At 39.5% G+C, this 16,438-nt stretch carries 14 protein-coding genes; all 14 read left to right on the top strand.

The genetic code is table 11. The features are described 5' to 3' along the window. Positions 1–3: 3 nt before the first annotated feature. The 14 genes from N7E81_RS05830 to N7E81_RS05765 all read left to right on the top strand — a co-directional run bounded on the left by N7E81_RS05830 (position 4) and on the right by N7E81_RS05765 (position 16,430). On the top strand, positions 4–1,254 hold the full coding sequence (locus N7E81_RS05830) for a nucleotide sugar dehydrogenase (RefSeq protein WP_263052346.1): 1,251 nt from the start codon (positions 4–6) through the stop codon (positions 1,252–1,254). Between the two features lie 196 nt (positions 1,255–1,450). Next, the gene (locus N7E81_RS05825) at positions 1,451–1,885 is read left to right on the top strand and encodes a DUF2061 domain-containing protein (RefSeq protein ID WP_263052345.1); all 435 of its coding nucleotides are present in this window, start codon (positions 1,451–1,453) and stop codon (positions 1,883–1,885) included. Further along, a complete protein-coding gene (gene cysC, locus N7E81_RS05820) occupies positions 1,882–2,505 on the top strand; it encodes an adenylyl-sulfate kinase (protein WP_263052344.1) in 624 nt (207 codons plus the stop codon). The genes N7E81_RS05825 and cysC overlap by 4 nt, the downstream gene beginning before the upstream one ends. A 234-nt stretch (positions 2,506–2,739) precedes the next feature. Further along, positions 2,740–3,645, top strand: coding sequence for a sulfate adenylyltransferase subunit CysD (gene cysD, locus N7E81_RS05815; protein ID WP_263052343.1), 906 nt, complete (start codon positions 2,740–2,742; stop codon positions 3,643–3,645). Between the two features lie 141 nt (positions 3,646–3,786). Then, the gene (locus N7E81_RS05810) at positions 3,787–5,079 is read left to right on the top strand and encodes a sulfate adenylyltransferase subunit 1 (RefSeq protein ID WP_263052342.1); all 1,293 of its coding nucleotides are present in this window, start codon (positions 3,787–3,789) and stop codon (positions 5,077–5,079) included. Positions 5,080–5,162: 83 nt separating this feature from the next. Continuing rightward, complete coding sequence (gene cysQ / locus N7E81_RS05805; RefSeq protein WP_263052341.1) at positions 5,163–5,936, top strand: 3'(2'),5'-bisphosphate nucleotidase CysQ; 774 nt, start codon at positions 5,163–5,165, stop codon at positions 5,934–5,936. A 34-nt stretch (positions 5,937–5,970) separates the two neighbouring features. Further along, on the top strand, positions 5,971–8,511 hold the full coding sequence (locus N7E81_RS05800) for an SLBB domain-containing protein (RefSeq protein ID WP_263052340.1): 2,541 nt from the start codon (positions 5,971–5,973) through the stop codon (positions 8,509–8,511). Position 8,512: 1 nt separating this feature from the next. Next, positions 8,513–9,592, top strand: coding sequence for a Wzz/FepE/Etk N-terminal domain-containing protein (locus N7E81_RS05795; protein WP_263052339.1), 1,080 nt, complete (start codon positions 8,513–8,515; stop codon positions 9,590–9,592). Between the two features lie 14 nt (positions 9,593–9,606). Then, positions 9,607–10,788 (top strand): UDP-N-acetylglucosamine 4,6-dehydratase, encoded by a 1,182-nt coding sequence (locus N7E81_RS05790; RefSeq protein WP_263052338.1) that lies wholly within the window; start codon positions 9,607–9,609, stop codon positions 10,786–10,788. A 3-nt stretch (positions 10,789–10,791) separates the two neighbouring features. Then, entirely contained in the window at positions 10,792–11,940 is a 1,149-nt protein-coding gene (locus N7E81_RS05785; RefSeq protein WP_263052337.1) for a LegC family aminotransferase, read from the top strand. Next, positions 11,937–12,572 carry an acetyltransferase gene (locus N7E81_RS05780; protein WP_263052336.1) on the top strand — a complete coding sequence of 212 codons (636 nt, stop codon included), beginning with the start codon at positions 11,937–11,939 and terminating at the stop codon, positions 12,570–12,572. Before N7E81_RS05785 ends, N7E81_RS05780 begins: the two co-directional genes overlap by 4 nt. After that, positions 12,569–13,591: an N-acetylneuraminate synthase gene (gene neuB, locus N7E81_RS05775; protein WP_263052335.1), complete on the top strand. Its 1,023-nt coding sequence runs from the start codon at positions 12,569–12,571 to the stop codon at positions 13,589–13,591. The genes N7E81_RS05780 and neuB overlap by 4 nt, the downstream gene beginning before the upstream one ends. 1 nt (position 13,592) lies before the next feature. Further along, complete coding sequence (neuC, locus tag N7E81_RS05770) at positions 13,593–14,705, top strand: UDP-N-acetylglucosamine 2-epimerase (RefSeq protein WP_263052334.1); 1,113 nt, start codon at positions 13,593–13,595, stop codon at positions 14,703–14,705. 18 nt (positions 14,706–14,723) lie between these two features. After that, positions 14,724–16,430 carry an MBL fold metallo-hydrolase gene (locus N7E81_RS05765; RefSeq protein WP_263052333.1) on the top strand — a complete coding sequence of 569 codons (1,707 nt, stop codon included), beginning with the start codon at positions 14,724–14,726 and terminating at the stop codon, positions 16,428–16,430. Positions 16,431–16,438: the final 8 nt, after the last annotated feature.

Raw genomic sequence — 16,438 nt, 5'->3', positions numbered from 1 at the left:
AAAATGGGACACAAAGTAGCAATCATAGGACTAGGCTATGTGGGCTTGCCACTGGCCGTAGCCACGGCCGAAAAATATCCAGTGGTAGGCTTCGACATCAATGCCAAAAGGATAGAAGAGCTCCGAAATGGCATCGACCGAACGGGTGAAATAGAACCCGAGGCTTTTAATGCAGAGCTGGATTTACAGTTTACAGCAAAAGAAGAAAATTTGGCTTCTGCTAATTTCTATATTGTAACGGTCCCTACTCCGATTGATAAAAACAACAACCCAGACCTATCCCTCCTGAAAAGCGCTTCTCAGCTCATCGGGAAGTATTTGAAATCTGGCGATATCGTAGTCTATGAATCCACAGTATTCCCAGGATGTACAGAAGACGAATGTGTACCTGTTTTGGAACAGTATTCGGGATTAAAATTCAACACCGACTTTTACTGTGGGTATTCACCCGAAAGGATCAATCCTGGAGATAAAGATCGAGGGGTTAAAGACATTTTAAAAGTAACCAGTGGCAGCACACTAGAAATTGCCGAACAGGTAAATCAGTTTTATGCATCTATCATCACAGCTGGTACACATAAGGCCTCTTCCATCAAAGTGGCAGAAGCAGCCAAAGTCATAGAAAATGCCCAGCGAGACATCAATATTGCATTTGTCAATGAGCTGGCACTGATATTCAACCGAATAGGCATAGACACTCATGAGGTCCTTGCCGCCGCCGCTACCAAATGGAATTTTTTACCTTTCAAACCAGGGCTCGTCGGGGGGCATTGTATCGGGGTAGATCCATACTACCTCACTCACAAGGCCGAAAGTGTCGGCTACTTGCCAGAGGTAATACTGGCAGGAAGACGGATCAATGACAACATGGGCAAACATGTGGCAAACGAGGTGGTAAAACACATGGCTAAAAAAGGCTTGGAAATCGTACAGGCCAACGTCCTCATATTGGGACTTACCTTTAAGGAAAACTGTCCTGACATTAGAAATACCAGAGTCCTAGATATTGCTGATGAACTCACACAGTACAATGTAAATGTGCATATCCACGACCCACTGGCAGATACTGAAGAGGTGAAAGCCGAATATGGGTATGAGCTTGAAGGCGAAATCACCTCTGGATACTCTGCTTATATTTTAGCTGTTGCTCATGATGAATTTCAATCCATCGACTGGAAAAAACTAAAAACAAACGCAGTGATATATGACGTGAAAGGCATCCTTTCAAGAGAAATTTCAGACGGCAGTTTATAGTTTTTAACTACTGATGCTTTTCAAATTAACTTTTGTTACTAAGTTTGCGGCTCATTTAACCCTACAGAGAGGAAATTGAAAACTTTATTCACATACAAGACTCATCAATCAACAACCTGCTGTTGATCTATTGTTTATTGCCTGATGGTATATCAGGATTGTTTTTCAATTATTCTTTTCTAAAAAAATCAACACCATGGACAGTAGGGTCAGACATATTACCAAATCATTCACTTGGCGCGTCATCGCTTCAGCGACTACATTTTCGCTCACTTTAGCTTTTTTTGGCAAGGCCGAAATCGCCATGGCGTCTTGGCTTACGCTTTTAGAGACCTCCATCAAAATCGCTATTTATTACTTTCACGAGCGCATTTGGTTTAAGCTAAGCACAAAACTCAGCCATAAAATGCGCCACATTGCCAAAGCACTTACTTGGCGAGTGATTGCATCAGGAACTACTTTTATTTTAGCTTTGCTCCTTTTTGGTGGACACAAAGATGCGCTAGAAAAAGCCACATGGATTGCATTGATCGAATCCGTATTGAAAATGGCGCTTTATTATGGACATGAAGAAATCTGGTACAGAATAAACCTAGGGCTAGACGACCGACAAAAAGAGAACGCGGCATGACAGAAAACATCATCCCTCACAATCACACGATCAAACAAGTCGATCGAATCAATAAGTTGGGCTACCGCCCCCTTTTGATCTGGTTTGTTGGCCTTTCAGGTTCTGGCAAGTCTACACTAGCGAGTGGCTTAGAGACTCGTCTCTTCAATGAGGGTATCAATACCTACATATTGGATGGGGATAATATAAGAAGCGGTCTAAACAAAGATTTAGATTTTTCTGACGAAAGCAGAAAAGAGAATCTACGACGGATCACAGAGGTGTCCAACTTATTTGTAGACGCAGGCACCGTAGTACTAACGGCCTTCATTACACCATTCAAAGAAGAGCGAGACAAAGTACGCGAAATGATGGGCGACAACTATGTGGAGGTATTTGTGAGCTGTCCGCTCGAAGAATGTGAGAAAAGAGACGTAAAAGGACTCTATCAAAAAGCTCGTGAAGGAAAAATCAAGAACTTTACAGGAATAGACTCTCCTTTTGAAGAACCAAAAAATGCTGACATAGAAATCCCTTCTCACAAACTTTCGATCGAAGAGGGTGTTCAGCGCATATATGACATTGTTATTGGAAGAATAAGAGAGGGAAAGGAAGTCGGAAGAGGGAAGTCAGAAAGCTAGAATCTATGAAGTTTAAATTTGAGAACATATTGATATGGCAAAAGGCGATGGATTTGGCAGAAGAAATTACATTTCCGATAAGAAATTTGATAAATATTATACTGATTCATTCCATTTAATGAATATGATGATTGCTTTCAGCAAGTAACATCAATTGAATCAGACGTTCAATTCAGACTTCTGGATTGAAACTAAATTAAGAAAATAGAAATAAACTGAAGATTAAGAAACAATATGTCGAACTACAATCTTACTCATATCAAAGAGCTCGAAGCAGAAGCGATATATATCCTGCGCGAAGTCTTTGCTCAATTTGAGAACCCTGCCATACTTTTTTCTGGTGGAAAGGATTCCATTTGTGTAGCTCATTTGGCTAAAAAAGCCTTTTTCCCATCTAAAATCCCTTTCCCATTTGTACATGTGGATACAGGACACAACTTCCCTGAGACCATGGAGTTTAGAAATAAGTATGTGGAAGAACTTGGCGTTAAGTTGATTGTAGGGTCGGTTCAGAAGTCTATCGACGACGGAGCTGCGGCTGAAGAAAAAGGCAAAAACGCCAACCGAAACGCCATACAGACCGTCACCTTGCTAGACACTATCGAAGAGCATGGTTTTGATGCCTGTATTGGTGGAGCAAGAAGAGATGAAGAAAAAGCCAGAGCGAAAGAAAGATTTTTCTCACACAGAGATGAGTTTGGTCAATGGGATCCCAAAAATCAAAGACCTGAACTTTGGAATATCTTTAATGGTAAATGTCATCAAGGTGAAAACTTCAGAGTATTTCCTTTGAGTAACTGGACCGAAATGGACGTGTGGCAATATATTTTGTCTGAAAACATTGCCCTTCCAAGTCTATACTTTGCCCATGAGCGACAAGTAATCAGAAGAAGCAATACTTGGCTGCCAGTATCAGAGTATATCCAAATTGCAGACAATGAAGAAATTGTAACTAAGAAGATACGATTCAGAACATTGGGAGACATCACCATCACTGGTGGCGACGAATCTGATGCAGACACTTTAGAGAAGATCGTAGACGAAGTAGCATCCGCAAGACAAACCGAACGTGGCAACCGTGAAGATGACAAACGTTCCGAAACCTCTATGGAGGACAGAAAAAAACAAGGATACTTTTAGAGTTAATGATTAGCTGTTCATTTTTTCAACACTAGATCAGTCGACAAACAACTCAATGAATTAAGAAATTCATTAAAACAAAATTAATGTTAATAGTCAACAGTGAAAGTTGACAACAATTAAGAAGGAAACTCTGCTATTATGACAGACCAGAATAAAATAACTCCACACGATAACAATTCTTACTTAGACATGGAATTGCTTCGCTTCACTACTGCTGGTAGTGTAGACGATGGTAAGAGTACATTGATTGGGCGCTTGCTTTATGATTCGAAATCTATTTTCGAAGATCAAATGGATCAAGTAGCCAAATCGAGTGAAAGAAAAGGTCTAGATCATACAGATCTAGCTTTGCTTACCGACGGACTCAAAGACGAACGAGAGCAAGGAATCACTATCGATGTAGCCTACAGATACTTCGCTACTCCAAAGAGGAAATTTATCATTGCAGACACCCCTGGCCACATTCAGTACACCAGAAATATGGTAACGGGTGCCTCTACTGCCAACTGCGCATTACTACTAGTGGACGCTAGAAAAGGCGTAATTGAGCAAACCAGAAGACACTCTATCATAGCCTCGCTGTTGCAAATCCCTCATGTAATTGTTTGTGTAAACAAAATGGACTTGGTGGATTATAATCAAAATACTTTTGAAAAAATCAAAGAGGAGTACGAAGCATTTGCTTCTAAACTTGAAGTAAAAGACGTTCGATTTATTCCTATTTCAGCATTGAATGGAGACAACGTAGTGAACCGTAGTGAAAACATGTCTTGGTACGAAGGGTCTACGCTACTTTACACATTAGAAAATCTACACATTGGTAGCGATCACAATCACATCGATTGCAGATTCCCTGTGCAGACTGTCATCAGACCTAAAAACGACAAATACCATGATTACCGTGGATATGCAGGGCGTATCGCCAGTGGTGTATTCAAACCAGGTGATGAAATCACAGTAGAGCCTTCTGGGTTCAGTTCTAAAATCAAATCGATCGATACCTACGACGGGCCACTCGACGAAGCCTTTGCTCCCATGTCTGTATCCATACAGCTGGAGGATGATATAGACGTCGGTCGTGGCGACATGATCGTCCGTACCAACAACAAACCTGAACCGATGCAAGACATCGAAGCTATGGTCTGCTGGCTAAACCCACAAGGGCCAAAGCCAAGAGCCAAATACTTGATCAGACATACTACGGCTGAAGCCAAAACGATGATCAAAGAAATTAGCTATAAGCTCGACATCAGTACCCTACATCGCAACGAAGAAGACAAGGACATCAAAGCCAATGACATTTGCAAAATGAAATTGCGCACTACCAAGCCTCTTTTAGCTGATTCTTACAAGAAAAACCGAATCACTGGGAGTTTGATTCTCGTAGACGAAGCCACCAACGAAACTGTGGCAGCAGGAATGATTGTATAGCGTCTACACTAACTTTCAACCATTAACACGATTGTATTAATGGTTGAAAGTGAATGGTCTACTAGTTTAAAAAAACACAGAAAATGAACCTTTCCCCCCTGCTAGAAGTAGCCAAAGTAGCGGCTAAAAATGCTGCTGTTGAGATCTTGGAAATTTACGAATCTGGTGACTTTTCTATAGAAGCCAAAGCCGACGAATCTCCACTAACAAAAGCAGATCAAGCCTCACATCTGGCCATCGTAGCCGAATTAGAAAAAACCAATCTCCCCATCCTCAGCGAAGAAGGCAGAGACATTCCTTACGAAGAAAGAAAGGACTGGGGCTATTTCTGGATGATAGACCCATTGGATGGCACCAAGGAGTTTATCAAACGCAACGGTGAGTTTACGGTCAACATTGCTTTGATCCATCAAGGCGCTCCTATCCTTGGGGTAGTTCAAGTTCCCGTGCAAGACAAGCTGTATTTTGCCAGCCAAGACCAAGGGGCTTTCCTCGAAGACGCAGCAGGCACTGAAAAAATCACAGTAAACAACTGTCGACAAACGGATACTGGGATCCGTGTGGTAGCCTCTCGCTCCCATCTCAACGAAGATACACAGCACTTTATGGATCAATTGAACGATCCTGAGATTGTTAGTATGGGCAGTTCCCTCAAATTATTGGCTATAGCCGAAGGACAAGCGGATCTCTATCCACGCTTTGCCCCTACCATGGAATGGGACACTGCTGCTGCACATGCAGTAGTTAGTGAAGCAGGAGGAAAAGTCCTTATAAAAGACTCCGAATCACCCGTAATCTACAACAAGCCAAACCTACTGAATCCACATTTTTTAGTGACTTGCCAGCTAGGAGATTAATATTTCCTAACTTGCGGCGAAATTAAATACCAATATGAGGCGCATACTCTTAAGTATCTTACTATTAGCCATATCCCTAGGCCAGTTCACCACTGTACAGGGGCAAAGTGCTGCAGATTTACAAAATCTTCAGAACATAGATATAGACAATCTGACACCAGATCAGATGTCTCAATTAATCCAAAAACTAGAGTCTAGTGGCATGAGTGAAGAACAACTCGTACAGATGGCCAAAATGCGTGGCATGTCTGATACAGACATCACCAAGCTTCGCGGTAAAATTTTACAAGCACAAGCAAGTGAATCTACCAGCCCTGCCATGTCTGGCGCTAGAACCCGAACAAACCCCATGGAAGGAGATGCTCAAGTAGAGCAACTCATGTCTCCCATGGAGTCTATAAATAGCGCTAAAAATGGAATAGACGACTCACTAAAAATATATGACCAAGGACTAGAAGTATTTGGTTTGAAATTTTTCCGCGCGTCTAAATTGACTTTCGAACCCAACCTTAACGTGCCCAGTCCTGCCAACTACACCTTAGGGCCAGGAGATGAACTTTACATAGATATCTGGGGTGCTTCTGAGCAAAACTATCAAGTGACCGTATCTCCAGAAGGTTCAATCCGCGTACCGAGTATCGGACCCATTTTCGTGAATGGCTTGAAAATGGAAGAAGCCAAAACGAAGATCATTGCGCGACTCAAAAAAATATACAGTACCATCGGTAGAAGTTCTTTTGCCGATGTGACCTTAGGACAAATCCGAACCATCAGCATACATGTGATCGGACAGGTACACAAGCCCGGTACCTATAGCCTGACTTCTTTTGGTACTGTTTTCAATGCCTTGTACAATGCAGGAGGGCCTACCATCAATGGGTCGTTAAGACAAATTGAAGTTTATAGAGAAAGAGAATTGATATCTACCTTAGATGCTTATGAATTTTTTATCAAAGGGCTCGGCGAAAATACCACCCTAAAAGACCAAGATGTAGTGATTGTAAAGCCTTACATCAATCGTGTACGCTTCCAAGGAGAAATCAAAAGACCCGCGGCCTACGAGCTAAAAGAAGGCGAAACTTTTGGGGATCTACTCAACTTTGCTGGAGGTTTTGCTAAAAATGCCTATAGCGGCACGCTCAACGTCATTCGTGCTGAATCCAACTTCCGAGTAGTCAAATCCATTGCACCAGAAGAAAGAAGCACCTTTGTAATGAAAAACGGGGATGAAATCGTAGTCCCAACAATTTCCACAGAATTCAAAAGCCGCGTGACCATTGAGGGGCCTGTCCTAAACCCTGGTCAATATGAACTTACAGAAGGGTTGACTTTAGTCGACCTACTCAAAAAAGCTGATGGGCTAAGAGGTGATACTTTTATGGAACGTGCTGTAATCATTAGAAGAAACGACGATTTTTCTTTATCCAACCTGGCCTTCGACCCAAAAAAAATCATCGCCGGATCAGACAATATGCTTTTGCAAAACAATGATGTCATTCGATTCGAATCAATTTATTCTATGCGTGAGGCCTATAACATCACCATAGAAGGCGAAGTACTCAAACCTGGCACTTTAGGGTATGCCAAAGACATGACTGTAGAAGACATGATCTATCGCTCCGGTGGATTCAAAGAATCTGCTGCTCGCTCATTTGTAGAAGTAGCCCGGCGTACACATCCTGATAGTACAAGTGACGCCAACAAGTCTGCGGAGATTTTCAATTTCCCCATCAGCAAGGACTTGAGTTTATCAGCAGAGGCCTCAAATTTTAAGCTCCAACCTTTCGATTTAGTCGTTATTCGAAAAAGCCCTTTCTTTCAAGAGCAAGAAATCGTAGAAGTAGAAGGCGAAACCAAGTTTCCTGGTAAGTATTCCCTAGAAAGAAAAGATGAACGCATTTCTTCATTACTAGAAAGATCAGGAGGTTTGACCAACTACGCCTATGCCAAGGGTGCCACACTCATCCGTAGAACGGAATATTATAAAACCCCTCATAATGGAAATGTGAGAGATGCAGAAGGAAATATAATCGCTGATGTAAAGGTTGATGATGATGCCTCTGAAATCAGACGCCAAGATTTAACCTACCGATTCCGAAAAGAAGGCTTTTCATTGAGTGACAGTTTGGAAATATTTAGACAACAAGAAGCCATTGGTATTAACCTCGAAAAGATCATAGAATCTCCAGGCTCTAAATATGACTTGATTCTCAGAAAAGGAGATATTTTAAGTATCCCTCGTCTGTTTCAAACAGTACGTGTCCGAGGCGAAGTACTCTACCCTAGTAACATACAACACAACAAAGGCTCAGGCTTCAAACATTATATCTCTAGTGCTGGAGGGTTTGACCAACGTGCAAAAAAATCAAAGTCATATGCCATCTATGCCAATGGGTCTGCAGCTCAAACCCAAAGTTTCTTATGGTTTAGAGACTACCCGCAAGTAGAACCAGGCATGGAGATCGTAGTACCTAAAAAGCCCGAAAAACAACCACTAAGCCCACAAGCTTGGGTAGCCATGGCATCGAGCATAGCCACCATCGCATTGATCGTTAGTCAAATCGTTAGCAAATAAAATGGCAGAGGAAAAAGAACATAAAATCATACAAGACGACGAAATCGATCTAGTAGAACTAGCCAAAACCATTTGGGCTGGACGACGATTCATTGCCAAAGTCGCTGGCGTATTTGCTCTCATCGGTTTGATCATTGCATTTACCAGCCCCGTAGAGTACGAAGCCTCTAGCAAATTACTCCCCGAAAGTCAGGAAGGACAAATGCCAAATATGGGAGGACTTGCAGGTCTTGCAGGACTCGCAGGGGTAGATTTGAGTAGCATGGGAGGTGCGGGATCTGGCGTACTCACTCCGCAGCTCTACCCTGAAATTGTAAACAGCCTGCCTTTTATTTTAGAGGTGATGAATGATACCGTATATTTCGAGCAACTTGACCTACACACCACTTCGTTTCATTACTTCAAGGAAGTAGAAACGCCTACCCTTCTAGGCTATGTCATGAAGTATACCATAGGCCTGCCAGGCACCATCAAAAAAGCATTTTCTGCTGAGGAAATAATCAAAGAAAACACTTCTCCTTTTTATCGATTGTCAAAAAAAGACTGGGGCATCATTGAGAAATTCAAAGAGCGCATTTCGATTGAAATAGATGCCGAAACGGGTATATTAGGGGTTACTGTTGAAATGCCCGACCCCTACGCGGCAGCACAGATTGCTAAAAAAATTGAACTGATGGTTACAGAAGCCGTCATCAAATACAAAACGGATAAATCTTTAGAAAACCTTGAGTTTATACAAGGGACATACGAAGAAGCGAAAAATAAATTCGAAAAAATTCAATACAAACTAGCCCGTGCTACCGACCGAAACATGAATGTGACCTCTGCTACTGGTCAAATCGAATTGAAAAATATAGAACAGGAGTATGAGATTACTTTTGATGTTTATAAAGGACTGTCTACACAGGTAGAGCAGGCTAAAATACAATTGAAGGAACAAACGCCTGTGTTTACAGTATTAGAGCCTGTAAGGATACCTGAAGACAAAAGTCAACCAAAGCGAAGCATAATTTTATTGCTTTTTACGTTTGTGGGGTTTGGCATTGGAGGCATTCTATGCCTAATATTGAAAAAAACATAACAAAATCACTTACTATGTTGGATATCATAGGACGTACTGAATTACTATTTATTCAAGACCTTAAAACTTATGGCTTCCAATTAAATAGAGAAGTTGAAAATTCATCCTTTCTCGTAATTGGAGGGGCTGGTTCAATAGGCCAAGCAGTTTCAAAGGAGATCTTTAAAAGAAAGCCTAAAAAACTCCATGTTGTTGACATCTCAGAAAACAATTTGGTTGAGCTCGTTCGGGATATACGAAGTTCGTTTGGATATATTGAAGGTGATTTCAGCACTTATGCACTAGATATAGGCTCTCTTGAGTACGATGCTTTTATTGAAGCCGATGGCCAATATGATTATGTATTGAACCTCTCTGCGTTAAAGCATGTACGAAGTGAAAAAGACCCTTTTACGCTGATGCGAATGATTGATGTAAACATTTTCAACACTGATAAAACCATCCAACAATCAATCAAAAAAGGAGTAAAAAAATACTTTTGTGTTTCTACGGACAAGGCTGCCAACCCAGTTAATATGATGGGTGCTTCCAAACGTATAATGGAGATGTTTTTGATGAGAAGAAGCAAGGAGATTGATATTTCAACAGCTCGATTTGCCAATGTTGCCTTCTCAGATGGCTCTCTATTACATGGCTTCAATCAAAGAATTCAAAAAAAACAACCCATTGTAGCTCCATCTGATGTAAAGCGATACTTTGTTATTCCTCAAGAATCAGGTGAACTTTGTTTAATGTCCTGTATTTTTGGCCAAAATCGTGAAATATATTTCCCAAAGCTAAGTGAAGACCTGCACCTTATTACTTTTTCTGAAATTGCAGTCAATTACCTAAAAGGCATCGGTTATGAACCGTATCCTTGTAAATCAGAAGAACAAGCTAGAAAACTCGTCAAAACACTTCCGAATAAAGGACAATGGCCATGTCTATTTGTCCAAAGTGACACTACTGGAGAAAAAGATTTTGAAGAATTCTTCACGAAGAACGAAGAACTAGACATGGATCGCTATGAAAAGTTAGGCGTAATCAAAAACGAGCCTAACTTTGATGACTCCCAACTCGATCACTTTTCTAATCGCATTGCTGAAATGAAAATCAATCTAAATTGGAACAAAAAAGACATTGTATCCCTATTTCATGATATGATTCCAGATTTTGGGCATAAGGAAACTGGTAAATACTTGGATAGCAAAATGTAAAGTATGGAAAAGTATCAAGCGCTTATTGGCTTTATCCGAAAGTCTTTCTCTTCTACTGAAGAATTTATTTCCCTACATGAGCCTAGATTTATAGGGAATGAACGAAAATATGTAATGAATGCCATAGACTCTACTTTTGTTTCTTCGGTAGGTGAATATGTCAATCGCTTTGAAGAAATGATTTGCAGCCTCACAGGCGCAAAATATGCAGTCGCGACAACTAACGGTACAGCTGCCTTACACATGTGTCTATTGTTGGCTGGAGTACAACAGGAAGATGAAGTAATCACTCAATCCTTAAGTTTTATTGCCACTTCCAATGCTATTTCATATTGCGGAGCTAAACCAGTCTTTTTAGATGTCGATCGGGACACTATGGGTCTCTCTGTAAAAAGTGTTAAAACTTTTTTAGAAAATCAAACATTACAAAAAGGTGACTTATGTATCAACAAACGTACAGGTAAAGTCGTACGCGCAGTTGTCCCCATGCATACATTTGGACACCCCATAAGAATCGATGAACTAGTCAGTTTATGTAATAGACACAATATAGTGGTAGTAGAAGATGCCGCCGAATCAATCGGAAGTTACTATAAAGGTAAGCATACAGGCACATTTGGTCAATCAGCAGCTTTTAGCTTTAATGGGAACAAGACCTTAACATGCGGTGGTGGTGGTGTGATTATCACCAACGACCAAAGTCTTGCTAACAAGGCAAAACATTGGACCACTACAGCCAAAATATCACATCCTTGGGAATATACCCACGATGCAATCGGATATAACTACAGAATGCCCAATCTGAATGCGGCCATGGCCTGCGCGCAATTAGAACAGTTACCCATGTTTTTGGAGAACAAACGACAATTAGCCAAAGACTATATAGCATTTGGTTTAAAAAATGATTTGAACATTGTTTTAGAGCCATCAAATGCCATTTCTAACTACTGGCTAAACGCACTATGCTTAAGTGATAGAGATGAACGCGACTTATTTCTTGCTAAATTAAATGAGGCAGGCGTTATGTGCCGTCCTATTTGGACATTGCTACACAAGATGTTCATGTTTTCTGGTTGCTATGTGGATGAGCAAACCAATGCGCAATGGCTAGAAGATCGAATCGTAAATGTGCCAAGTAGTGTTAAAATATGAAAAAGGATATAGTCTTGATTGGGGGAGGTGGACATTGTCATGCTGTCATTGATGTAATCGAGACAACTGGATTATTCAATATTGTTGGTATATTAGACAAGCCCGAACTCCATGAAACTCATGTGTTAGGCTATAAGGTAATTGGAAATGACAGTGATATCCCTAAATTAATAGAGAAATATCAGCATTTTGTAATTACTGTTGGGCACATCAAAAACGCCAATACAAGGATTGAATTATATAATAAAGTGAAAAGTGTTGGCGGCACCTTTCCTACCATAATCTCCCCACTAAGCCATATAGGTAAGGGGGCAACCATAGGAGACGGTACGGTCATCATGCATCATGCATTGATCAATGCGAATGTGAAACTTGGAATCAATAATATCATTAATACTAAAGCGCTTATCGAGCATGATACTGTGATTAATCATCATAATCACATTTCGACAAACACGGTAATAAATGGCAATTGCATCATCAAGAATGCTACATTTATTGGTAGTGGTACAATTGTTAATCAGGGAATAAAAATAGTCAGTAATGCTATTGTTGGTGCCATGAGTCTTGTAAATAGAAATATTGATACAAGAGGCACATATACGGGAATTCCTATTAAGATGATAAAATGAAAAATAGTACACTGATCATAGCAGAGGCTGGAGTTAACCACAATGGAAATATAGAACTCGCTAAAAAATTAATAGATGCAGCAGTAAAAGCTGGTGTGGATTATGTGAAATTTCAAACTTTCAAAGCAGAAAAACTAGTCAGTTCAAGTGCAAAGCAAGCAGAGTACCAACAAAGAAATATCGGTAAAAAGGGTAACACCCAATTCGATATGCTAAAAATGCTCGAACTAGATGTAGATACCCACCGAATTCTTATAGATTATTGTAATCAATCAGGAATAAAATTCCTGTCCACTGCTTTTGATTTAGAAAGTATTGATCTTTTAGTAAATTTAGGAATCGATCTTTTCAAAATTCCCTCTGGGGAAATAACCAACTTGCCCTATTTGGAAAAAATTGCCAAAATAGGAAAACCCGTTATTCTCTCTACAGGGATGTGTACAATAGGTGACGTAGAAAATGCCTTTAATGTATTCATTCAAGCTGGTCTACCAAGACATAAAATTTCCATCCTACATTGTAATACAGAATATCCGACACCAATGAAAGATGTAAATTTGAATGCAATGAACACACTTGGTGCCGCATTCGACGTTAATTATGGCTATTCAGATCACACTCTAGGAATAGAAGTACCTATTGCAGCTGTGGCTAAGGGCGCTACCATTGTAGAAAAGCATTTCACATTAGACAAAAACATGGAGGGTCCGGACCATAAAGCTTCGCTCGAACCACGAGAATTGAAAGACATGGTGATGGCCATTAGAAATATTGAATTAGCACTCGGCAGTGCCGTTAAAATGCCTTCTCCATCAGAGCATGCCAATATGAAAGTAGCCCGTAAAAGCATTCATTGTAACAAACCTTTAGCAGCTGGTGACACGATAGCATTCGGTGATCTCACTATGATTCGACCTGGAAATGGTATATCGCCCATGGAAATCTATAGTGTATTGGGTAAAAAAATGCGCCGAGACTTAGGCAAGGGTGAAATATTGAACTATACAGATTTTGAGTAAAATGAAAGTATTCGTTTTAACAAGTTCAAGAGCTGACTATGGCATCTACCTACCATTACTCAAGGCGTTAGACGCACACGGAAAATTCGACCTGAATCTCATTGTTTTTGGCACGCACCTCTCCAAATTTCATGGGTATACCATACAAAATATCTACGAGGATGGATTCAAAATTAGAGCTGAAATAGATACTGTACTGGCCAACGATAGTGAGGAAAGCATAGCCACTTCAATGGGTCTAACTTCGACGAAGTTTGCAGCATTTTGGAAAAATCATCAACGTGAAATTGATCTTGTCTTTTGTTTGGGTGACCGATATGAAATGTTTGCTGCTGTAGCTTCATCTGTCCCCTTTAACATTCCTATTGCACACTTACATGGAGGAGAGACTACCTTAGGGGCAATAGATGACAAGTTTAGACATGCCATTACGCTATTTTCAAAGTACCATTTCACTGCAACGGAAGTCTATGCTAAACGTGTAGAAGAACTGACAGAAAATAATAAATTTATTTGGAATGTTGGCGCGCTGAGTCTAGATAATTTGGAGTCTATAAAACTTTTAAACAAAGATGAATTTAACATCAAATTCAAGATTGATTTAAACATACCCACTATTTTAGTTACTATACACCCTGAAACCGTAGCCCTAGAAAAGAATCGAGAATATGTACAAGCGGCCATAGCAGCATTATCACAAATACTGAACAGCTACCAAGTCGTCATCACTATGCCAAATGCAGACACAGCAGGTAACATCATTCGTGAACAGTTACTCCTATTTGGCGAGCAGCATAAAAGAGTTATCCTCATAGAGAATTTTGGTACACAAGGATACTTTACATGTATGAAGTACTGCTCATTCCTATTGGGAAATACCTCGAGTGGTATTATTGAAGCTGCGTCTTTTCGAAAATATGTAATTAATTTAGGAGATCGTCAAAAAGGTAGAACCATGGGGAAAAATGTCAATAATGTGCCTTTTTCAAGTGAAAAAATTTTGAAACAAATTATAATAATTCAACAAAGTCCCAAGCTCCAAACAGAAAATATATATTACAATGGAGGAGCAACCGCCAAAATTGTTGAAAAATTGCTCGATGTTCAGCTATGATCTCAAAAAGGACTTATTATGATTGAAATAGAAAACACGAGTTTTTTAAAATCTGAACGTTTAGATACAGCTGATATCCGCATTGATAAAAAATCGCTGAAGAATGGTATTAATAAAATCGGAGACCATTTCATCATGTATCATGATGAAAAAGTAGTATTTGTTGTCAACAATATCTGCGATCACAATGCAGGCCGACTAATTCAAAAAGGTGAAAATGCAGTATGTCCATTACACGGTTGGGTGCTTAATTTGACAACACTTAAGTATGACAATGAAATAGAAAAAACGAAACTAAAATTCACTGAGGATAGTGAATTCATCTACGTTGAGAATGTTCAAGAATCAATAGAATTTCCGTCCTTGTTCAGAAATATTCATCCATGTCAAATAGATTTTATCTCACACGCCTGTATTAGAATTTTGTTCAACGGAGTGAGTATTATTACAGACCCGTGGTTGATAGGATCGGCTTTCATGAATGGCTGGTGGTTAAAATACCCTCCCAAAGAAGATGCCATTGACATGCTAAAAAGTGCAGATATTATTTATATATCGCACAATCACCCTGATCATTTACATGTTGAAACACTGAAGGAATATGTATCACAGGATCAACTCATCGTTACTGCAAACTTTAAAAGTAAATCATCAGAAAAGGTGCTCAGACACGCTGGATTTAACAATATAATACCTCTTGATTTTAAAAATGTATACAAAGTTAAAAATGTTGATATACAATTTTCAGTTCTAAAATCTGGAGACTTCAGAGATGATAGTGGTTTATATCTAAATGTTGGAAACAAAAAATTGTTGCTTACGGTCGATAGCAACTACATTAACTCGTTTTCACTTCCTCAAAATCTCGATGTACTTTTCACATCATTTGCCGCTGGTGCTTCTGGCTTTCCTGTTTGCTTTGAAGACTACTCAAAAGAAGAAATTGATAAAGTAATTCAGCGAAATAAAAATGCAATTTTAGTGAAAAACATGGATATAATTGGTTTGACCACTCCCAAAATATATTACCCATATGCAGGTTTTTTTACAGAATCCGCTGCACGTGATAATATCATCAAGGAAGCTAATGATAAAAATTCTGTTGAAAGAGTGAGAAATTTTATTAACAAAAAATATGCTGACATCAAGGTCATAGACCCAATCAAGAATGACACACTTGTTCTTGGCAATGACTCTCTTTTATATTCAAGAGACTGCAAGCGCATTTATAACACCGACCATTCGTACACTGAAAATTATATCAATAATTATAAATCTGGATACAAGGAAAACACTGAAAGTGTCAAAAAGTATTTTGAACAATCAGGCTTCAAGGATAATCTTATACTAGTACTACAATTAACCAACGATAACTTTGAACAAATAGGGGCTAATTACATAATTGACTTTTCTGCTGCCTCTCCAAATATCGAACAAGTCCATTTAGATTGTATCCCACCGTTAATGTCCAACCCTGATATGGATAAACGTATTCTCAGAATCAAGGTACGAACGGAAAGCTTAATGTGTGTAATTGATAATTTTTTACCTTGGGAAGACTTAAGTATTGGCTTCCAATGCAGAATTTCTCGTATTCCTAATGTATACAATCAAGACTTTTGGTATCATTTTACGAACATTTACATTGCAAAAAAAAATTTCAGATATAGTGCCTATTGTGGTGCTTGCAATGTATTAGATCAAAACCCAAAATATATACACTAAAAAATCTC

The sequence above is a fragment of the Reichenbachiella carrageenanivorans genome, assembly GCF_025639805.1.
GTDB classification, from domain to species: domain Bacteria; phylum Bacteroidota; class Bacteroidia; order Cytophagales; family Cyclobacteriaceae; genus Reichenbachiella; species Reichenbachiella carrageenanivorans.
This window is presented reverse-complemented; position numbering and strand designations above follow the sequence as displayed.